21 protein-coding genes are annotated in these 20,810 nt (G+C 60.6%); 4 read left to right on the forward strand and 17 right to left on the reverse strand.

The features are described from left to right. Positions 1–10: 10 nt before the first annotated feature. Positions 11–1,789, reverse strand: a complete 1,779-nt coding sequence (locus LDN75_RS16160) for a hypothetical protein (RefSeq protein WP_223933450.1) — start codon at positions 1,787–1,789, stop codon at positions 11–13. Between the two features lie 242 nt (positions 1,790–2,031). Here LDN75_RS16160 and LDN75_RS16165 point away from each other — a divergent pair, with 242 nt between their 5' ends. Continuing rightward, complete coding sequence (locus LDN75_RS16165) at positions 2,032–3,324, forward strand: AI-2E family transporter (protein ID WP_223933452.1); 1,293 nt, start codon at positions 2,032–2,034, stop codon at positions 3,322–3,324. A 13-nt stretch (positions 3,325–3,337) separates the two neighbouring features. On the opposite strand, the gene LDN75_RS16170 is transcribed toward LDN75_RS16165, so the two are convergent. Further along, positions 3,338–4,135, reverse strand: a complete 798-nt coding sequence (locus LDN75_RS16170; RefSeq protein ID WP_223933454.1) for an alpha/beta fold hydrolase — start codon at positions 4,133–4,135, stop codon at positions 3,338–3,340. Positions 4,136–4,223: 88 nt separating this feature from the next. Beyond that, positions 4,224–4,568: an ATP/GTP-binding protein gene (locus tag LDN75_RS16175; protein WP_223933456.1), complete on the reverse strand. Its 345-nt coding sequence runs from the start codon at positions 4,566–4,568 to the stop codon at positions 4,224–4,226. A gap of 49 nt (positions 4,569–4,617) precedes the next feature. On the opposite strand from LDN75_RS16175, the gene nucS reads away from it, so the two are divergent. The 3 genes from nucS to LDN75_RS16190 all read left to right on the forward strand — a co-directional run bounded on the left by nucS (position 4,618) and on the right by LDN75_RS16190 (position 7,074). After that, entirely contained in the window at positions 4,618–5,313 is a 696-nt protein-coding gene (nucS, locus tag LDN75_RS16180) for an endonuclease NucS (RefSeq protein WP_223933458.1), read from the forward strand. Positions 5,314–5,345: 32 nt separating this feature from the next. Beyond that, a complete protein-coding gene (locus tag LDN75_RS16185; RefSeq protein WP_223933460.1) occupies positions 5,346–6,593 on the forward strand; it encodes an amidohydrolase family protein in 1,248 nt (415 codons plus the stop codon). 277 nt (positions 6,594–6,870) lie between these two features. Beyond that, a complete protein-coding gene (locus tag LDN75_RS16190) occupies positions 6,871–7,074 on the forward strand; it encodes a cold-shock protein (protein ID WP_018776337.1) in 204 nt (67 codons plus the stop codon). Between the two features lie 177 nt (positions 7,075–7,251). Here the strand turns inward: LDN75_RS16190 and LDN75_RS16195 are convergent, their stop codons facing one another. The 14 genes from LDN75_RS16195 to LDN75_RS16260 all read right to left on the reverse strand — a co-directional run bounded on the left by LDN75_RS16195 (position 7,252) and on the right by LDN75_RS16260 (position 20,653). Continuing rightward, positions 7,252–9,750 (reverse strand): DUF2156 domain-containing protein, encoded by a 2,499-nt coding sequence (locus tag LDN75_RS16195; protein WP_223933462.1) that lies wholly within the window; start codon positions 9,748–9,750, stop codon positions 7,252–7,254. Next, positions 9,747–11,045 (reverse strand): alpha/beta hydrolase-fold protein, encoded by a 1,299-nt coding sequence (locus LDN75_RS16200; RefSeq protein ID WP_223933463.1) that lies wholly within the window; start codon positions 11,043–11,045, stop codon positions 9,747–9,749. Before LDN75_RS16200 ends, LDN75_RS16195 begins: the two co-directional genes overlap by 4 nt. A gap of 5 nt (positions 11,046–11,050) precedes the next feature. Further along, entirely contained in the window at positions 11,051–11,482 is a 432-nt protein-coding gene (locus tag LDN75_RS16205) for a DUF2550 domain-containing protein (protein ID WP_223933465.1), read from the reverse strand. Between the two features lie 10 nt (positions 11,483–11,492). After that, positions 11,493–11,777, reverse strand: a complete 285-nt coding sequence (locus LDN75_RS16210) for a F0F1 ATP synthase subunit epsilon (RefSeq protein WP_216923952.1) — start codon at positions 11,775–11,777, stop codon at positions 11,493–11,495. Position 11,778: 1 nt separating this feature from the next. After that, a complete protein-coding gene (atpD, locus tag LDN75_RS16215) occupies positions 11,779–13,230 on the reverse strand; it encodes a F0F1 ATP synthase subunit beta (protein ID WP_223933468.1) in 1,452 nt (483 codons plus the stop codon). Positions 13,231–13,314: 84 nt separating this feature from the next. Beyond that, a complete protein-coding gene (locus LDN75_RS16220; RefSeq protein ID WP_223933470.1) occupies positions 13,315–14,205 on the reverse strand; it encodes a F0F1 ATP synthase subunit gamma in 891 nt (296 codons plus the stop codon). A 76-nt stretch (positions 14,206–14,281) separates the two neighbouring features. Continuing rightward, the gene (gene atpA / locus LDN75_RS16225; RefSeq protein WP_223937609.1) at positions 14,282–15,919 is read right to left on the reverse strand and encodes a F0F1 ATP synthase subunit alpha; all 1,638 of its coding nucleotides are present in this window, start codon (positions 15,917–15,919) and stop codon (positions 14,282–14,284) included. Between the two features lie 84 nt (positions 15,920–16,003). Then, the gene (locus LDN75_RS16230) at positions 16,004–16,831 is read right to left on the reverse strand and encodes a F0F1 ATP synthase subunit delta (RefSeq protein ID WP_223933472.1); all 828 of its coding nucleotides are present in this window, start codon (positions 16,829–16,831) and stop codon (positions 16,004–16,006) included. Next, positions 16,831–17,388 (reverse strand): F0F1 ATP synthase subunit B, encoded by a 558-nt coding sequence (locus LDN75_RS16235; RefSeq protein WP_216923955.1) that lies wholly within the window; start codon positions 17,386–17,388, stop codon positions 16,831–16,833. The genes LDN75_RS16230 and LDN75_RS16235 overlap by 1 nt, the downstream gene beginning before the upstream one ends. Before the next feature lie 56 nt (positions 17,389–17,444). Further along, on the reverse strand, positions 17,445–17,648 hold the full coding sequence (gene atpE / locus LDN75_RS16240) for an ATP synthase F0 subunit C (RefSeq protein ID WP_009356484.1): 204 nt from the start codon (positions 17,646–17,648) through the stop codon (positions 17,445–17,447). 77 nt (positions 17,649–17,725) lie between these two features. After that, on the reverse strand, positions 17,726–18,526 hold the full coding sequence (gene atpB / locus LDN75_RS16245; RefSeq protein ID WP_216923956.1) for a F0F1 ATP synthase subunit A: 801 nt from the start codon (positions 18,524–18,526) through the stop codon (positions 17,726–17,728). An 81-nt stretch (positions 18,527–18,607) separates the two neighbouring features. Next, on the reverse strand, positions 18,608–18,943 hold the full coding sequence (locus LDN75_RS16250) for a hypothetical protein (protein WP_223933474.1): 336 nt from the start codon (positions 18,941–18,943) through the stop codon (positions 18,608–18,610). Further along, positions 18,930–19,421: a hypothetical protein gene (locus tag LDN75_RS16255; RefSeq protein WP_223933476.1), complete on the reverse strand. Its 492-nt coding sequence runs from the start codon at positions 19,419–19,421 to the stop codon at positions 18,930–18,932. Before LDN75_RS16255 ends, LDN75_RS16250 begins: the two co-directional genes overlap by 14 nt. A gap of 113 nt (positions 19,422–19,534) precedes the next feature. Further along, positions 19,535–20,653: an MraY family glycosyltransferase gene (locus LDN75_RS16260; protein WP_223933478.1), complete on the reverse strand. Its 1,119-nt coding sequence runs from the start codon at positions 20,651–20,653 to the stop codon at positions 19,535–19,537. Positions 20,654–20,810: the final 157 nt, after the last annotated feature.

Here is a 20,810-nt window from a genome sequence, read left to right on the forward strand (position 1 = left end):
AGGGCATGCCCTACTTGAAGCTGGCTCCCACAAGTCCCCGGGTAGCTGCTACAAGCTTCATGGGATCAGCAGAACCCGCCGGCGGAATGTATACCGCCACCGACTCGGCGAAGTTCAGAACCATCCCGGTGGTGGTTTCCTTGCCGCCGGCGAAAACAGCGGAGTCGTCCTCAAGAATGAGCTTGTCCCCAGCCGCCTTCGGTGTTCCTTCGAAGGCGAAGTCCAAGCGGCCCACTACCAGGGCGCCACCATCGGCCGTGCGCAGCACAACGGTCTGGTTGTTCACCGGTGTGTGGGAGAACTTGAAGTTGGCACTTGTTCCGTTCTTCACGGTATCCGCCTGGTAAGCAAGGGCACCGGCGATGTAGGGCGAGGACTGACCATCGGCCAGCTTGCTCCTGTTCGGCGAGTCGGGGGTTGTCAGCATCTCCCCGAGGATTCCCAAGGCTTCGTTGCCACTGTAAGCCAGGCCGGTCTTGTCGTCGGCCGCAGCAGGAGCGGTTCCGTCACGTGGGACGGGGAACGACGGGAAGTTGGTGCCCGGTTGCAGCGGAGCGCTGCCCCAGAGCTTGTAGTTTTCCCGCGGTGAAAGCTGTACCAGGGTCAGGACCTGGGGCACAACGTTGCCCTCGCCCTGGGTCAGGGCAAAGACAGTACGGGGCCAGTCGCGCTTGGTACTGATGACGCTGCTCTGGAGCTTGGTGGCTCGAACCGGCATGCGGGGCTCGTAAGCGGAAACCGTGGAGCGGATCTTGTAGTTCTGGGTGCGGACCTGGAGCTCCATCTTGTCCACGCGCGGCGCGAGCTTCGCAGCATCCTTTGCGGCGTCTGCGGCGTCCACAGTGCTGGCAACCTGCTCAAGGATGCGCTGCAGCTGCGACTCGAGCATCACAGGTGCTGCGTCGCCTTCCGTCGCACCCGAAGAAGAGGGGCTGGAAGGGTTCGTCGCGCCGGGGCTGGAAGTGGCCTGGGCGGCGATCGCCGTGCCTCCCACGAGGGCGGCAGCAAGTGCTGCGGCAACGGCAGTAATTCGCAGGCTGGAGCCTTCCGTTCCGGCGCCCCGGCGACCTTCGGCGTTGCCAGGCGGGGCCTGGACCGGCAGGGTGGTGGTTTCCCCGCCGCTGTGCGGCCCGTCGAAGTCGCCCCCCTTGCGGTGCTCGTCGCCCTTGCGGCGATTGCTGATGGCCTTGGTTACGAACGGCAGGGCCGCTCCGGCAAGGATGATGATGATGCCAAGCACGATCAGGGGCACTGCCCACGGCGTAGCTGCGTTATTGGGGAAAGTCATTGAAATTGACGACGGCGCCGGCTTGGTTCCGTCGCTGGCTACCAGGAGGGACCACTCGCCTCCGGCAGGCGGATTCCAGGTGTAGTCCAGCTCTCCACTGGCGTCTTCTGTGTTAACCCAGAGGTCCGAACCCACGGGAGAAGGGGCTGTTGCCTCGCCATCAGTAGAGGCCACTTCAAGGGACTTCTGGTCCTGGGAGACACCCGTCAGGGTGTTGTGGGCAGTTTTACCCACCCAGGCTTCGACGTCGTCCGGGCGGCCCGTAGCAACGATGAAGTTGCCTTCGCCCTGGATTTTGATCTTCACCGGCCCGTCATGGAGGGCGATCAACTTTTGGTCGATCACGGTCAGCGGGGCAGCTTTTGTGTCACTGGGAGCCGAGGCCGTCACGGTCTCCGCGGGGGCCCAGAAGGTCAGCTGGCCAATGCCGGCCAGCATCGTCAGCAGGCCCAGCAGCACCAGCAAGGCTGCAGTCTTCAAACGCACAGGATCACCTATCATCAGCGGTCGTTGAACTTCAAGGGTAACCGTTTTGTTATCAAAGAGTCAGATCGGCCCGTCCCGATGGAGACGCTTGGTTCCCTGCAATGGCGCCGCCACGGCGTGATTCCGGGCTCCTGATAGTGTGGCGATGATCATGATATCCGGGCCACCACCGCCTGCTTCCGCAGCGCCATCACCGTATTTACCGTGCAATAACGTAGACAATCAGTGCAACAACGTAGAAAAGGCAGTAGAACCGCGTGAAAGACCACTTGGAGCCCCGTCCCATCGATGAGTCAGGGTCAAGTGTCGTGGACGCCCCCGCAGATGGGACTTCCGCCAGCGTTCCGGTCCGCACCGGACGCCTGGCCGCAATAACCCGCAAGCTGAGGCAGCCCATACCCGGCGCCCGCACCCGTGTCCGGTTCGAGATGCCCCCTGAGGACGAGCCCGTTGCCGCAGCGGAAGGCATCAAGGCCGACGAGGACAATGGTTTCGGCGCTCCAGGGCCCCGCATGTCATCCCAACACCCGCTGTACGTAGGCTTCATGGGCACCGCGGGTGTCGGCGTGGCGCTGCTGGTCTTCTACATCGCCAGCAATACCACCCAGCTGATCCTGTGGATCGTGGCGGCCCTCTTCATCGCCCTCGGACTGGACCCGGTAGTCCGTTGGCTTGAGACCCGAAAGGTTCCGCGCCCTGGCGGCATCCTCATATCTGTCTCTGTCCTGGTCCTCGCGGTTGCCGGGTTCTTTGCAACGTTGATTCCGACCATCGTTGAACAGGTGTCGGAGATCGTCCGGCAGGCCCCGGAATGGATCCGAGGCTTCCTCGACTCTGATTTCTTCCGGACGGTGGACAGCCAGTTCGGCGTTCGCGACCGCATCACCACCGAACTGGATAAGTTCGTCAAAGACCCCGAAGCCATGGGCGGCATCTTCGGCGGTGTGGTGGGCTTCGGTTCCACGGTGGCCAACGGATTGTTTGGCACGCTGATTGTCCTTGTGCTCAGCCTGTACTTCCTGGCAGCTCTCCCGTCCATGAAGAGGTGGGCCTACCGCCTGGCGCCGAGGTCGCGCCGGCCCCGCGTCGAGGCCCTTTCGGAAGCGATCACCGATTCGGTTGGCAACTATGTGATTGGCCAGGCGTGCGTTGCCCTGCTGAACGCCCTCTTTGCCTTCATCGTCATGAGCATCCTCGGCATTCCCTTTAGCGTCCTGCTTGCTTTCGTGGTGGCGCTGCTGGCCTTCATTCCGCTGGTTGGCGGCATGATCGCCGCCGTAGTGGTCATCCTCGTGGCACTCACAGCCGGCTGGCAAACGGCCGTGATCTACGCCATCGCCTACTTTGCCTACCTGCAGTTCGAGGCCTATTTCATCTCTCCGCGCATCATGCAGCGGGCAGTTGCCGTTCCCGGCGCCGTGGCCGTGATCTCAGTCATCGCCGGCGGCAGCCTGCTGGGCGTCCTCGGTGCTTTGATTGCCATTCCGACGGCGGCGGCCATCATGCTGCTGATCAAGGAAGTCTTCATTATGCGGCAAGACAGGCACTGACTTTCCTGGACGTTCAAGCCGCGGTGGCTACCGGCCCCGCCCACTCCCGTGGCAGGCCGTCCACACCGGCACCTGCCGGAGTGACGTCGTCGACGATTTCGTCCAGGACCCGCGCCGCGTACTTCTCCCCCACCCACAGGTGCTTGGCACCGTCGACGCCGACGAGCCGGGCCTGCGGTACCAGGCTGAAGCGCTGGGCTGCTTCCGCTGGCTGAAGATAATCATCGTGTTCCGGAACCAGCACGGTCAGCGGCTTGCCGGATGCAGCCCACTCCTTAAGGTGGACATCCGTGGCCCTGTGCAGCGGCGGCGACAGCAGGACCGCCCCCTCAATCCGGGACGCCACCGGCTCCACCGCGCCATACATCAGCGCAAGTTCCGTCCCGAACGACCAACCAACCAACCACCGGTTCGGCAGGCCACGCTCAACGGCGAAACGGACGGCCGCCTCGACGTCGTAACGCTCGCCGATGCCCTCTTCAAACTGGCCCTGGCTGGTACCGCGCGGTGAGTGCGTGCCCCGGGTATTGAACCTCAAGACCGCCACGCCTGCCAGCGCCGGCAGCCTGTAGGACGCCTTGCGGTAGACATGCGAGTCCATGAAACCGCCATGGGTCGGCAGCGGGTGGAGGGTAATCAACGTCGCCGTGATATCTCCCGACTCCGGCAGGGCGAGCTCCCCCAGCAGGACCTTTCCGTCTTCGGTGGTGAATTCCACATTCTCGCGGCGGGCGGGAAGGACGGTGCTGGCCCGGATCGCCGACGGAGCATCCTGCGCAGTGAAAACGAACGAGGCGGGGTCGAAAGTCATGCCTCCAAGCCTAAGCGAATCAGCGGGGCCGATCAGCGGGAGGTGATCAGCGGCACATGACCATTCGTACCGGGTTAGCGGTACCGGGTCAGCGGTACCGGTAGGTCCGTGAAGTCCAACAGTTGGTGTGCCAGTGCCTTCGTTCGGCGAGTCCGGCGGCTTCGCCGAAGAGGTGGTTGTCTGACCACACCACCAGGTGTGCAATCCCCGGCAGGATGGCTGTCGAACATCCTGGGCAGATATACTGCTTCTCCGCTTTCCTGGCCGTCATTGTGCGGACCATCCAGTCACCGTCCGGCGCGCTTTCCCTGCGGGCAATACCCGCCCGGGCGCGTTCCAAGTCCAGCTCGGGGGCCTCGTCCGCCCATTTGCCGGCAGGTTTGTTGGAACGTGTGCTTGGGCCGTTGCGGCGAGGGCGGTTGGAGCGGGGCATAATTCCATTCTGCCCCAGTGACTGGCCGCCACCCGGTAAGGTAAGGCGGGTGCGACTCGTCATAGCCCGTTGTTCTGTTGATTATGTTGGCCGTCTCAAGGCCCACCTCCCACTCGCCACCCGGCTCCTGCTGGTCAAGGCCGATGGCTCGGTGTTGGTGCACTCCGACGGCGGCTCGTACAAGCCGCTGAACTGGATGAGCCCTCCCGCCACACTCCGCGTAACCTCCCCTGAAGAGGCTGAGGTGGAAGAGGGCGTGGTTGAGCAGTGGACCGTGCAGTCGGCCAAGACAGATGACCGGCTCATCATCAACATTTATGAGCAACTCCATGACACCTCGCATGAGCTGGGTATTGATCCCGGACTGATCAAGGACGGCGTGGAAGCTGACCTGCAGCGACTCCTGGCAGAGCAGATCGAGACCCTCGGAACCGGATATTCACTCATCCGCAGGGAATACTTCACCGCCATTGGCCCTGTGGACATCCTTGCCCGTGACGCCAACGGCGCCACAGTGGCGATTGAGCTGAAGCGGCGCGGCGACATCGACGGCGTCGAGCAGCTCACGCGGTATCTGGAATTGCTGAACCGGGATCCCCTGCTGGCACCGGTCCGTGGGATTTTTGCGGCGCAGCAGATCAAGCCGCAGGCCAAAGTCCTGGCCAACGACCGCGGAATTGACTGCATTACGCTGGATTATGACGCCATGCGCGGTGTGGATGACAGCGAGTCCCGGCTCTTCTAGCGAGTGTGCCGCAGGCCACTAGAATCAGAGTCATGACTGCCGCACACCATTTCGCCCCTTCTTCCGCGCCCAGCCACCAAATCCTCACGGGAACACTCGTAAGCGACGGCGTGGTGGTGGAAGACGGCCTCTTGGCCATCGAGGGTGACCGCATCGCGTATGCAGGTCCGGCGGACGGCTTTGACGCGGATGAGTTTGAAGGATTCGGGCACGCGATACGCATCGGCGCGCCCAGCGGCCACTTTATCTTCCCTGGTTTGGTGGACGTCCACTGCCACGGCGGAAATGGCGGCGACTTCCCAGGCGGGGAGGAGGCCTCGGCCCGTAAGGCTGTGGAGTTCCTGCATCGCTCCGGTACCACCACCCTCCTCGCCAGCATGGTCACGGCACCCCGGGAGGACCTCCTTCGGGGAATTGAGCTCTACGTGAAGCTCGCAGACGAGGGTCTCGTAGCAGGCATCCACCTTGAGGGACCTTTCCTCTCCCACGCACGATGCGGCGCGCAGAATCCCGACTACCTGCTGGAGCCGGACCTGGACCTCATGAACGAACTCGTCGGTGCTGCCGCCGGCAAGCTTGCCACCATGACGTATGCCCCGGAATTGCCCGGTGCCGCCGCCTTGGTGGACTTGATGACCTTCCACGGCGTGACGCCGTCATTGGGACATACGGATTGCGACGACGCCACTGCCGCGGCGTCGCTGGCTGCAGCCCGTGAGGGACTTGAATCTGCAGGGTTCGACGGCGTCAGCTCGCTGCCGACGGTAACGCATCTTTTCAATGGGATGCCCCCGATGCATCACCGTGCGCCGGGCCCGGTTGCTGCTTGCCTGCGGACCGCCCAGGCGGGGAAAGCCGTGGTGGAGCTCATCGCGGACGACACCCACCTGGACCCCAGCATTGTGGCTACCGTTTTTCAATTGGTGGGCGCAAGCAACATTCTCCTGGTCACGGATTCGATGGCCGCAGCCGGACTTTCGGACGGAAACTATATGCTCGGGCCGTCGCCGGTGACCGTCAGCAATGGCGTTGCAACCCTCGATGCTACTGGTTCCATCGCGGGCGGCACAGCCACGCTCCTGGAAGTGGTCCGCAAGACCGTAGCGGCGGGCGTCGCCCTTCCGGACGCCATCTGTTCGGCCACTGCGGTGCCCGCAGCCATCCTTGGCCTCTCTGACGAAATCGGTGGATTGCGTCGGGGCCTGCGCGCGGATGTTATTACTACCGATCAGGAACTCGGCCTTACTGCAGTCATGCGCAACGGACAGTGGCTGGCTTAGTGGACTCAGCCCACGTGAATTGTGGGCGTCCGCGTTACCTTCTTTTTACCGAAAATTTTCCCGAATTGCCTAAAAGACCGTTGACCTCCGGCACGGCACATGAAAGTGTTGTAGCAGTCTTTGTGTAGGTGGTTTTCATGCTCGCAAGACGAGTTGCGAGCGTGAAGCTCCTGCGAAACCGGACGGGCCAGCCCTGGACGGAATCCGGATCTTCTCGCGGAGTAACAAGGCCGGTACGAGGTGTATCGGACTGATGTTCCATAATGAGGAGAAATACATGGCACTGGGAACCGTCAAGTGGTTCAACGCTGAAAAGGGCTTCGGCTTCATCACCCCGGATGACTCGGATGGGGACGTCTTCGTTCACTACTCCGAGATCCAGACCGGCGGCTTCAAGACCCTCGATGAGAACCAGCGCGTTCAGTTCGAGATCGGTCAGGGCGCCAAGGGCCCCCAGGCAACCGGCGTTACGGTCGTCTAGTTTTATCTGTTGATTTATGCTTGTTGCAGTTTCAACAAAACGTTTGGTCCCGGCTTCCAGCCGGGACCAAACGTGTTTAACAGTCGGATAGGCCGTTGAAATGTCTGATATTTCGACAACTGCTGTTACAAACAGTGAAGAAATGCTAAACCCTTTTGCAGAATAGGCGGTGACAATTCAACCGACCAGAGTTCGCAGTAGCCTGGCAGATTGTCGCACTGACAATCCGGGAAGGTATGCGCGGCTCAGTGCCCTGCCTATTGCCGGGAGGTGTAACGGATCCTGGTAATACATGTACAGCGTGCGGTAGTCCGGTTGGAACCTGGACTTAAAGGAAGCCAGCGACCGGAAACCATAAACGGGTTCCAGGGCTTGGCCAATCAAGTCCAGCATCCCTGCGAGCCCCTCGGCGCGCTGATCAATCTCACCCTTCTCCCGGGCCAAGGGCGAACCGGAAAGCGAGATGACCTCCACGGAGTCCCGGAGATGGAGGATGGCCGAGGCAATCAGGAATTCCATCACGCCCGGAAACGCATCACCACGGCGACGCATGAAGTCCAAAGTCCAGCTCACAACGCTGCCATTCCGATAGACAGGAAGCCAGCTTGTCACTCCGTAGACAAACCCCTCTGCATCTGTGGCCACGCAACACAACACATCGGGGTCTTCAAGCTCATCCAGACCCCCCAACGTGAATCCCATCTCCGGCACGCGTTTTTGTGCAGCCCATTCCTCGGACACCTCGCCCACTTGCGCACGCAGGGCATGGGGCAACCCGGCATACCGGCCCCATGTGGCGGTGATCCCCATCTTTGCTGCCCGGTTGAGGGATGTCCTGACGTTCTGCCACTCCTTGCCGCGGAACTCCAGGTCCCTGATCCTCAATCGGGTTTCCTGCGCGACAGCAACCCTACGAAAACCCCGGGCCTGAAGCATGGGCCACAACTCATCCGTGCACGAGTAAAGGCAAGGTATCAACGCATGTTGGGAGCAGTACTCAAGGAAGCCCCGTGCGGTTTCCGCATGGTGCTCCGCTGGGCCCACGGGACCCGCCAATGTCAGGGCGACGTGGCCGTGTTGCTGGTAGGCCATTCCCCCTGTGCCGCCCGGAGTGAACCAGTATTTGTTCGGTTCCCAGAGCGCCATCCAGGACAACGAATCACCGCCGGCTTTCACCAACTCACGTGCGCGATCGCGCCCCAAGTGGTCCAACCCAGCGGAATGATGGCCTCGGATGAGAAGGAGCCAGACCCCAATCAACGCCACAAGCCAGAAGAAGGTACCGGAGTAGGAAAACAGAAAGACTTCAAAAGCGTCGCGCTCAGCAAACACTTTGCGGTACACGCTGGGCAACGGAACCGGCAAGTACTGCCTTGCGAGTTCTGCACCCAAACCCAACAAGCCGCCGTCGCGCGTCATGCCGCCGGAGGCCAGCCACACCGCAGTGTAGGCAAGGGCCAACGTCCCACCGGTGAGTCCAACCAGCCAGAAGACACGCCGCCGCAAACGGGCGGAGGACTCCACACGGAAGTGTCCGCGGTAGGCGAATAAAACGCAAGCAAGAGTCAGCGGAACCAGAACCAAGGGGATGAGATGGGCAACTGCCGGATTCATCAGGGCCACTTGACGCCCAGAAGGCAATGGCATGCTCGCGAAGAGTCCCAAGTAAACGGTCGAAAGTCCCACCACTACCAACTGGACACCAATGGCTATCCCGAGGGCCAACCGCCGGCCACGGCGCATGCCGTCGGCACATATCAGGAGCAGCACCACAGGCACAACAGCCAGGGCAAGGCCGAAAGGGCCCGTGTAGCCTTGGCGGCTTAGCTCAAGGCAAGCCACGTCGATGGTTCCGCCGCAATTGCTTTCCAATTGACTCAGCGTGGGGAGCGGGTTAAGAATGACTTCCCTCAGTAAGGCCAGCGGACCAGAAGGGCTCTTGGCGGCAGCCGTAAGGATGGGGCCGGCAGCAAAAATCGCCATGGTAAGCGCCAGCAGGTTCCGGACCTCGCGGCCTGTGGAGCGGTGTAGGTGCAGGTGCCCTTGGCTGCTCTGGGTCCACCACGCGGCCCCCAGGCCAATCAGCGCTCCCACAAGGCCCATCACCGTCTCAGCGTGTCCGATATACAGCACCAACAGCAGGGATAGCGAGAGGACTACGGTGCGCAGGCGTCGTTGCCAGAGCGTTGGGAGCAGGGCACTGGCTGCAAGTGCTGTGGCGATCAAGGCACCATACGGTCCTATCAGCGGGGTATCCACCATCCTGGAGATCCAACCGTCATCGATGTACCGAGCTACCTGGGTGACCGTGAGGAAGGCCGCAACGCAGGCAAACTGGCTTCCCAGGAAAACTCCAGCCGTCCGCAAGAAACCGAAACTCCGCTCCGCAAGCCCCAAGAGGAACAGGATCATGAGAGCCGCAGTGACGAATGCCAGCAGGTTGGTGGTGAAGAACAGGGATGTCCATATCGACCACCACTCCCCCGACCGCAAACCGGCCAGGGTCACGCCCGCCACAGGCAGCATCGATTCTTCGGGGCCCGCCAGGATGCTCCCGGAAAGAATGGATACTGCCACAAACAGGGCAAGCACAAGTGAGGTAAACGGTGTGGCGCGGAGATGTTTGTAGGCCTGTCTCAGGACCGGCTGCACGACGCCTTTCAAGGCGAGGCTCATTGGGGAAGACCCCAACGGGAAGACAAGAAGTCCAAAGCATCAGGCATCCCACGGACCACTGCGTCCCAGGAGTGGCCAGCATGTTGGACGGACTGGGTTTGCGTGGTGAAACCTGCTTCCTTGGCAGCGTCGGCAAGAACGTGCATGTAGTCGGTGAACTCAGGGTCCGTTGCCCCTGCTGCCAAGTAGAGGCCGCTGCCTGCAAAGCTTCGTTGCTGCATCAAAAACAACGGGGTTCTGGACTCGAACGCAGCTACGTCGCCGTCGAACGAGTCCGCAATGGTCTTGTTACGATCCTTCGCCAGCGACGGTTCCCGCTCAGCGGAAAAACCCACCACCGACGGGAACAGCTCGGGATGGCTTGTGCCCATCTGCACCGCACACGTACCGCCGAACGAGAAACCACCCACTGCCCATAGCCGATGATCGTTCGATACGTCCAGAGTGGAAGCGATCCAGGCAGGTACGTCCTGGGATAAGTAAGTGTCTGCCTGCGCAATTCGGCTATCCATGCACATAGTATTGGCGTTGCCCGATCCATTAGGGTCGACAACGACTGTGACCGGGGCAATACCGCCATGGTCTTCAGCGAATCTGTCCAGTTGGGCGCGTAGCTGGCCACCAGTCAACCAGTCGGCCGGGCCACCAGGTTGGCCCGAAAAGAGCACCAGCACCGGCAAACTTGGTCGTGCGGCGGTCTGGTAGGCCGGAGGGAGGTAGATGTACGCTTCACGTGCGGTGAAGCCGGACGTGGTTCCCGGGATTTCCGCCTTCCTAAGGATGCCGCCGCGCGGCATTGATTCGGGAGCTATCCACAGCGACGGCGCTGGGCCGGGCTTGGCGTCCGGGGCACGTTGAAGGCTGGCCTCCAGCGGTTGAATCCTGGCGACTGCCGTACCAAGAAGGTCCGCGACAGTGTTGTTGAGCCCAAAGTAGACGTTCACTTGGACGACGCTCAGCAGGACCACACCAAGCATCGCTGCCAGGCTACCAGCCCGGCTTTTCCAAGTGGTGCGGGGAAAGCGCGCCGCACACAGCAGGGCGGCTGAGACCGCCGGAACGGACCAGGCCAACGTCTCAAATGGAAGGTTTTCCGAGAAAACGGCCATCAGATCAACCAGAATCCAATGGAGCAGCGCCACCACGCCTATGGCACCAGCCAAGCAGGCTGCCACGACCAGGGGCCAGGAACGCCGGGGCCGCCACAGAAGGTAAGCCGCTCCCGCCACACCCCCGGCGATGCTCAACCAAAGGAATGGTCCATCAACAAGGCTGACGTCCAGGAGGAAATCCATGACGCCTAGCGCCAGGTTCCAACGCCGATAACAGGTCCGGCTTCCAACCAGGACGACAGGCCTGCGTAGGCATCGAAGTTCATGGCAAGCATGAACTTCCTTCCTTCGTATTGAAGTTCAACCACGACCACGCCAGGTTGCACCCTGACGAGTTCTTCCTCAGTAGGTTGACGCCGGCCAAGCAGCTCCAGCGAACTGCGTTTATATCGATGCTTCGGGATCACGCTGAGGGACATCAAGCGGAACCACTCAAGTTCATTGTCCTGATAACGACAAACCCCCATCTGCCAGCTGTTTCCAGCCGTGCAAATGGAGGCGTCGACCGTGCCCAGGGCACGCCGCAGATTGAAGCGGCGCACCCCGAAAAGGCACAGTGTGAAGATCAGCAACGCAAACGCCGTTGCCAGGGCGATGAACGGAATAAGGGAATCGTCCATCAAGGTCGTGCTATCGGATCCCCGCTGTAGCCGCTTCGCCCAGTTGGGCGTTGTCAGCAACAATGACCACGCGATCGTTGTCGACGGAGAAGAATCCGCCGTCGACAACTACCGCAATACGGTCACCGGAAACCGGCTGGATTGCCAGCTCACCCTCGGCCAGGATGGCCAGGAGGGGTGAGTGGCCCGGCAGGATTCCGATTTCACCATCGCTGGTGCGGGCCTTCACCATCTTGGCCGCGCCGGACCACACAAAGTGGTCCGCTGCGACAATCTCAACCTCGAGCTCAGCCATACTACTTGGTCTGTTCCTGGATCTTGGCCCAGTTGCGCTCGACGTCATCCAGGCCACCGACGTTGAAGAACGCCTGTTCTGCGATGTGGTCCAGCTCGCCGTCGCAGATAGCGGTGAAGCCTTCAACGGTGTCCTTGATGGACACGGTGGAGCCTTCGACACCGGTGAACTGCTTGGCCGTGTAGGTGTTCTGGGACAGGAACTGCTGGATACGGCGTGCACGCGACACGACGATCTTGTCTTCTTCAGACAGTTCGTCAACGCCAAGGATGGCGATGATGTCCTGGAGTTCCTTGTTCTTCTGCAGGATCTGCTTAACACGGACAGCCGTGTTGTAGTGGTCCTTGCCGATGTACTGGGGGTCCAGAATACGGGAGGTCGACGTCAGCGGGTCAACGGCCGGGTACAGACCACGGGAGGCGATTTCACGGGAAAGTTCCGTGGTCGCGTCGAGGTGTGCGAAGGTCGTTGCCGGAGCCGGGTCGGTGTAGTCATCAGCAGGCACGTAAATGGCCTGCATCGACGTGATGGAGTGGCCCTTGGTGGAGGTGATGCGCTCCTGCAGGAGACCCATCTCGTCAGCAAGGTTCGGCTGGTAACCCACTGCGGACGGCATGCGGCCAAGCAGCGTGGAAACTTCCGAACCAGCCTGCGTGAAGCGGAAGATGTTGTCGATGAAGAGCAACACGTCCTGGTTCTGAACATCGCGGAAGTATTCCGCCATTGTGAGAGCCGACAGTGCGACCCTCAGACGCGTTCCCGGCGGCTCGTCCATCTGGCCGAACACAAGGGCGGTGTCCTTGAGAACCCCAGCCTCTTCCATTTCGACCCAGAGGTCGTTACCTTCACGGGTACGCTCGCCAACACCGGCGAACACAGACGTACCACCGAAGTTGCGGGCAACACGCGTGATCATTTCCTGGATCAGAACCGTCTTGCCAACACCGGCGCCACCGAACAGGCCGATCTTTCCACCCTTGATGTACGGGGTGAGGAGGTCGATAACCTTGATGCCGGTCTCGAGCATCTCCGTGGAGCCCTCGAGGGAAGCGAAAGCCGGAGCCTTGCGGTGGATCGGCCAGTAGGCGTCAGCCTTGATCTCGGATTCTTCGACGTCCAGCGGCTTGCCGAGGACGTTGAAGATGTGGCCCTTGACGCCGTCGCCGACGGGCACGGAGATCGGAGCGCCGGAGTCCCGCACGGTGGTACCGCGGACGAGTCCGTCGGTAGCCTGCAGGGAGATGGCGCGGACGAGGTTGTCACCCAGGTGCTGGGAGGTCTCGAACGTGATGGTCTTGGTCTGGCCATTGAGTGTGATCTCAGTGGTCAGAGCGTTGTAAATCGAGGGGATTGCGTCAGCCGGGAATTCGACGTCGACAACCGGACCAATAACACGGGCAATGCGGCCGGTGGCACCGGCCGTTGCTACGTGTTCGGTAGCAGTGGCAGTCATCTCTCTCACTTCACTCAGTAGATGGCGTGGGGTTAAGTTTATCTGTTTGGTGCAGGTGCGGCTTCGAGCCGAATCCGTTACCGGCTAGGACGCGAGGGCGTCGGCGCCGGCCACGATCTCGGAAAGCTCCTGCGTAATCTCGGCCTGGCGGGCCGTGTTGCGAAGGCGCGTGTACTTCTTGATCAGTTCCGTGGCGTTGTCACCGGCCGACTTCATGGCGCGCTGGCGGGCAGCGAGCTCGGAAGCTGCAGCCTGCAGCATGGCTGCAAAGATGCGGGACTCGATGTAACGCGGGAGCAGGGCATCAAGGACCTGCTCCGTTTCCGGTTCAAACTCGTACAACGGCAGCAGATCGGACTCCGAAGCAGCTTCTTCTTCGACGACCTCCAGCGGGAGCAAACGGATAACCGTCGGCTCCTGCGTCACCATGGACTTGAATCGGGTGTAAACGACGTGGATTTCGTCCACGCCACCTTCTTCGTAGTCAGTGGCGAAGTCTTCGAGGAGTGCAGCTCCGACTTCCTGTGCGGTTTCGAATTCCGGTGCATCCGTGCCGCCAGTCCAATTGCGGGCGTATTCACGGTTGCGGAAATCGAAGTACGCCTGCGCCTTGCGGCCCATCAGGTACGCCTTGACTTCCTTGCCTTCTGCGTGAAGAAGCTCGGTGAGACCTTCAGCCTGCTTCATTACACTCGCGGAGTAGGATCCTGCAAGGCCACGGTCCGAAGTAATAATCAGGACTGCGGCACGGCGGATCTGCTCCGGCTCAGTGGTCAGCGGGTGGTCGATTTCGCTCTGAGTTGCGACAGCAGAAACGGCGCGGGTAATCGCGTTCGCGTAAGGCAGTGAAGCTGCTACGCGGGCGCGGGCCTTACCGATGCGCGAGGTAGCGATCAGTTCCATCGCCTTGAAGATCTTGCGCATCGACGTCGTCGAGCTGATCTTCTGACGGTAGACCCGAATCTGGGCTCCCATACTTATCCTTTCCTAAGTTCTCGATGTACTGCCCTGCCGGGGCCCTTGCGGACCCCGGCAGAACAGGTCATCGAAACTAGCGCTTCTGCTTGACGATCTTTTCCTGGTCGACGTCGCCGCCGGAAATCGCTTCGTGCTCTTCGTGGCCGGCGCCAACCAGTCGGTTGTCGCCTTCACCGAAGAAGCCCTTCTTGAAGGACAAGATTGCTTCCTTCAGTGCTGCGGCGGTGTCGTCATCCAGGACGTTGGTCTGAGCCAGCGTGGTCAGGATGGAGGACTTGTGCTTCAGGTGCTCCAGGAACTCGGACTCGAAGCGGCTGATGTCCTCAACCGGGACGTCGTCCAGGTAGCCGTTGGTACCAGCCCAGATGGAAACAACCTGGTCCTCAACCGGGAACGGTGAGTACTGGCCCTGCTTGAGCAGTTCCATCAGGCGTGCGCCACGGGTCAGCTGCTGGCGGGAAGCCGCATCCAGGTCCGAGGCGAACATGGCGAATGCCTGCATGTCTCGGTACTGGGCAAGGTCCAGCTTCAAGGTACCGGAGACCTTCTTCATCGACTTGACCTGGGCAGCGCCACCAACGCGGGAGACGGACACACCAACGTCAACAGCAGGGCGCTGGTTGGCGTTGAAGAGGTCCGACTGGAGGAAGATCTGGCCATCGGTGATGGAGATCACGTTGGTGGGGATGTAGGCGGAAACGTCGTTTGCCTTGGTTTCGACGATCGGAAGGCCGGTCATCGAGCCTGCGCCGAGCTCGTCGGAGAGCTTTGCGCAACGCTCCAGCAAGCGGGAGTGCAAGTAGAAGACGTCACCGGGGTAAGCTTCACGTCCCGGCGGACGACGCAGCAGCAGCGACACGGCGCGGTAGGCTTCAGCCTGCTTGGACAGGTCATCGAAGATCACCAGAACGTGCTTGCCGCCATACATCCAGTGCTGGCCGATGGCCGATCCTGCATACGGTGCCAGGTACTTGAAGCCAGCGGGGTCCGAGGCCGGGGAGGCCACGATGGTGGTGTATTCCAGCGCGCCGTGGTCCTCAAGGGTCTGGCGTACTGCGGCAATGGTGGAAGCCTTCTGGCCAACACCAACGTAAACGCAACGTACCTGCTTGGTAACATCGCCGGAAGCCCAGTTGGCCTTCTGGTTGATGATGGTGTCCACAGCGATTGCGGTCTTGCCCGTCTGGCGGTCACCAATGATCAGCTGACGCTGGCCACGGCCGATCGGAATCATGGCGTCAATAGCCTTGAGGCCGGTCTGCATCGGTTCGTGAACCGACTTGCGCTCGGTGACGCCCGGAGCCTGGAGTTCCAGTGCACGGGTGGTCTCGGCCTTGATCTCGCCGAGGTCGTCGATCGGCTGGCCCAGCGGGTCGACAACGCGACCGAGGAAGGCATCGCCAACCGGAACGGACAGGATCTCACCGGTGCGGTGAACTTCCTGGCCTTCTTCGATACCGGTGAAGTCACCGAGGATAATGACACCGATCTCGCGGACGTCAAGGTTCTGGGCGAGGCCCAGCGTGCCATCTTCGAAGCGAAGCAGCTCGTTCGCCATGACCGAGGGAAGACCCTCAACACGGGCGATGCCGTCACTTGCGGTGGTCACACGACCAACCTCTACGCGCTCTGCGTTTCCGGGTTCGTAGGACGCCGCGAACTCGTTCAACGCATTACGGACGTCGTCGGCGTTGATGGTCAATTCGGCCATCTGCAGTCCCTGCTCTCCTGTTTTCGTGATCATCGTTGCTCACGATGACCGGGTTTTATATCAGTTAAGTTGTGCTTTGTCTGGCTAGCCAGCGAGCTGACGGCGGAGGTCGGTCAGGCGGCCGATAACTGAAGCGTCAAGCACTTCATCGCCTACCTGGACGCGGATTCCACCAATCAGGCGCGGGTCAACATTGACGTTGACCTTGAGCTCGCGGCCGTACAGGGCATCCAGCCCGGCCTGCAGACGGCTGGCCTGCGTTTCCGTCAACGGACGGGTAACGCTGACAGTTGCAATCCAGCGCTGCTGACGCTTTGCTGCAAGCTTGGCGAAGGACTCGACGAGCTTGCTCGGCTTGACACCGCGCGGCTGTGTTACGGCCTGGCCAATGAGAACCTTTGCTTCCTCGCTGATGCCAGGAACAAGTTTCTCGGCCAGTACCACCTTGGCCGCGGCGGATGCCTGCGGCTCAGACAGAGCACGTTGTACTTCGTGGCTGGAAGCGACGGTCTGGTTGAAAGCAAACAGATCGTTTTCCAGCTCTTCCAGCCCCGTAATACCAGAGGCAGAAACGGCCGACTTGTTTTCAGCTACGGCAATGACAACCGTGGCGGCAAGAGTCTCGAGTGCATCGCCGATATCGCGTGCAGATGCCCAGCGTAAGCTAGCCAATCCGCCTGCGATTTCAGCAGCATCAGCGGAGACTTTTCCGCTAAACAGCTGCTTGACCAGCGCCGACTTCTCGTCTCCGCTACGGGACGGGTCAGTCAGGGCGCGGCGCAAGCCAGCCGAGCTGTCCACCGTTCCCAGGATTCCGAAGAGGTCCTTTGCCAACTGCAGCGAGGCAAAAGGAAGCTTGGCTTCCAACTGCGCCAGCGCCGTGGTCAGCGATTCGCTCGATATACCTGCCATTACTTAGCTGCACCTGCGTTCTGGGTCTCCAGATCTGCCAGGAAGCGGTCCACAACGCGTGCGGCGCGCTCATCATCAGTGAGTGCTTCACCAACAATGCGGCCAGCCAACGTGGTAGCCAAAGTACCCACCTCTGAGCGAAGCGAGACAACAGCTGCCTGGCGCTCGGACTCAATGGCGGCGTGTGCCTGCTCGGTGATGCGGGCAGACTCGGCAGCTGCCTTGGCCTTCAGGTCAGCGAGGATCTGGGCGCCTTCAGCGCGTGCTTCTTCGCGGATCCGGTTGGCTTCGGCGCGGGCATCGGTGAGCTGCTGCTTGTACTCTTCGAGAGCTGCAGAAGCTTCGGCCTGAGCCTTTTCTGCCTTTGCGATGCCACCTTCAATCGCTTCGGCGCGCTCTGCGAACGTCTTCTCGAACATCGGGACAATGAACTTGACCACGATGTACAGGAGGACAGCAAAGCCGACGAGGACGACGCCCATTTCCCAAACATTGGGAACGAGAGGGTTAGTGGCCTCTTCGCCTTCAGTGGCGGCTGAGATGATCAGCTGATTCATATTTCACCCGTCCTATCTACTCGGTTGCGGAATTCGCTTTGTTCGGAAGCCGAAGACTAGAGAACGAAAGCGAAGACGAGGCCGAGGATGGCAAGAGCTTCGGTCAGTGCCAGACCAAGGAATGCGATCGGCTGCAGCACGCGCTGAGCTTCCGGCTGACGAGCAACACCGTTGATGTAAGCCGCGAATACGAGACCCACACCGATACCACCGCCGATTGCGGACAGACCGTAACCTACGAGGTTGAGATTGCCTTCCATTTTTTTCCTTTCAAGATGCCACCCATGTGGCAGGTTGTTTGGTTTACTTCAATCCCCTCAAGGGGAAGTTTTTGAGCCTAGTGGCTGTCGGCGTGCAGTGCGCCTTCGATGTAGATCGCGGTCAGCAGCGTGAACACGTAAGCCTGCAGGGCCATGATCAGGGCCTCCAGCATGTACATGGCGATAGCGCCGACGAGGACGAGAACGGAAGTGCCCTTCAAGAGGACGTTCTCCTGCATGATCAGGAACTCAATACCGGAACCGGCGAGCATGACGATCAAGTGGCCTGCCAGCATGGTCGCGAACAGACGAAGGCTGTGCGTAACGGGACGGACCAGGAAGTTGGAGATGATTTCGATCGGAACAACGATCGGCAGGATGTACCACGGCACGCCGGACGGAACGGTTGCGAGCTTGAAATACTTCAGGCCGTTCTTCTTGATGCCGATAATGATCCAGGTGAAGTACACGATGCCGGCCAGCACATAGGCGCCGCCTACGTGCGAGAAGCTCGGGAGCTGGATCACGGGGATGGCGCCGTAGATGTTGTTCACCAGAATGAAGAAGAACAAGCTGAACAACAGCGGGACATACTTGATGAAGTCCTTGCCGCCGATGATGTCCTTGGCGATGCTGTTGCGGACGAAGCCATAGGCCATTTCGCCTGCGAACTGCAGCTTGCCGGGAACCAGCTGCTGCTTACGTGCAGCGAGGATGAAGAATGTAGCGATAATGACGACCGAAAGGATCACCAGCAGCATCTGCTTGGAGAAGCCATCGTGCGCACCCCAAGGCAGGATTGCCGGCAGGTGCATTTCGTCGATTCCGGGTGGGGTGAATGACCCCGAATCCTGGGCGGGGAGCGCAAGCGCGATCAACGCGTTTCCTCTCTGCTGTGTCCATCATTGGGCATTGGTTGGAAGCCGGACGCGCTCGACGCATCCATATTCCGTGTGAAATTATTTGGCATTACTGTCCCCGTCCGTGGACGGACCGCTGTCTGCGTTGCTCTCGCCAGAAGAAGAGCTTTGCCTGGTGAGGCCGTGCATATGGGAAAGATAGAACCCTCCTGCGGCTCCCAGCAGAGCGCCAAGGAGCACAATCCAGCGGGTCCCCCACAGATTATCCAGACCCCAGCCTATCAAACTCCAGACAATGATCCCGCCAACGATGTAGCTGAAGACGGCGATGCCGGCGTTGTATCCGCCATCGTTTCCGGCCTCGGAAGATTCGTTGGCCACACCTTGCGATTGAGCGGGGCTGGCCTGCCGGGAATTGCGCTTACGCAGATACATCAGGGCCGCCTTTCCCATCCGCAGGATCGTTGTAGATCTGCAGGCGGGCTTTGCTGAAACCATAGATCTCTGCAGCCTGCCAAAGGACCACCGCCACAACTGCCCCGATGATGAACCATCGGCCGTGCAGCCAGTCGGGAGTGCCGATCACAAAGAGGACCACGGCAAATCCAACGACCTTTACGAAGTACGTCGCAACGAACAGGCCGACAGCGCCGGAAGGGTTATTGCGGCCAACAAAATGACCGATCAAGAGGCTGATCGCAAAGAAAAGCATGACCAGCGCGGCCCCGAAAGCCGCTGAAAGCGCGCCTTGGCCGCCGTTCATGAATGCTGCCACGATACTTGTCACGGCCAGGCCGGCTAGAGCAGCAGCGGAACTCAAGAGCAGCAAGCGGAGCCACAGATTGGACGTCTCCCCGGAAACTCCAACAACACGTTTACCGGACGGGCGTCCGGAATCGGCGTTGGATGTCATGGGGATACCAATCCTCGTGGCACAGGTGCCATATTCTCAAAGTGGGGTTACGGGCGAGTGACTGTCCGCAGAAAGAATTCTACATGAGATAGAACTGTGACCATAACCGGACGTCATGAGCGCTCCCCCGGCCTCGCCGCATTCCGGGTGAAGTATGGCCATGCCGTTACGGCGGCCATGACAAGGGCCGCAACAACCACCACAATCAAAACAATCTGCCAAGGGAACACCGCAAAGGCCACGCCGCCGAAGGCCAGGATGCAGGTCCAAACATAAAGCATGACGACGGCCGTGCGGTGCGAGTACCCGAGGTCCACCAGCTTGTGGTGGAGGTGCCCACGGTCTGCGGACCAGGGAGACTGCCCACGCGCAGTTCTGCGAACCACGGCCATTCCGAAATCCAGGAGTGGAAGGGATAGTACGGCGAACGGCAAGACGATCGGGATGATCGTAGGAATACCGTTGGCGCGGTCATAGAGCCCGGATCCAATTTGGCCCGTGGCCACTACACCGGCTGAAGCCATCAGGAGACCGATGAGCATGGCGCCGGAGTCGCCCATGAAGATCTTGGCCGGAAACCAGTTATGCGGAAGGAATCCGATGCAGCCACCCACCAGGATCGCCATTAGGAGTGTCGCCAGATCTGAATTGTCAGTTGAAGGGTTGTTCCGGTGGACCCAGTACGCCGTGAGGAAGAATGCCCCGCCGCCTATCGTGGCTACCCCGGCAGCCAGTCCATCCAGGCCATCAATGAAATTGACGGCATTCATGGTGGTAACAATCAGCCCGGCTGTCAGGACAATCTGGATGAGTTCGGAATCAATCAGTATCGGTTCCGGGATGAAAGGAACCACGGACATCCTCACACCCCAAATCGCGACGATGAAAGCGGCTGCTGCCTGCCCGAGGAGTTTGATCCACCAGCGGATGTCGAGGATGTCGTCTGCCACCCCCACCGCCACGATCACTACGGCTCCGGCGAGAATGCCCCAGGGAGCATCGTTGTGCCTGAAGATGTCCTTGACGAAGAAGGAGTTGCTTGACACCACAAGGGCAACAAAAAAGCCCGCAAAGATGCCAAGCCCGCCCAGTTTCGAGATGAGCGCGGAGTGCATGTCCCTGCTGCGGATGGGACGGTAAAGCCGCAATTTGTTCCCCAGCACGCGGGCTCCCCACGTTCCCGCATAAGACACCACTGCAGCCGTGAGTGCCATCAGCAGATACATGATCATGACGCGGCTCCGGAAGGCTGCCCGCTGCCCGTATCAGGAACGCAGACCAACGTACGCAGCCGGTGCGCCGCTGGAAAGCCATGCAGTTCTGGGCAGGTCAAGGTGTGGATTTCTGTCTGTCGATAAATGGAACTACTCCGTCGCCATGCCTGCACCG

The organism is Arthrobacter sp. StoSoilB5 (assembly GCF_019977235.1).
Lineage (GTDB): Bacteria > Actinomycetota > Actinomycetes > Actinomycetales > Micrococcaceae > Arthrobacter.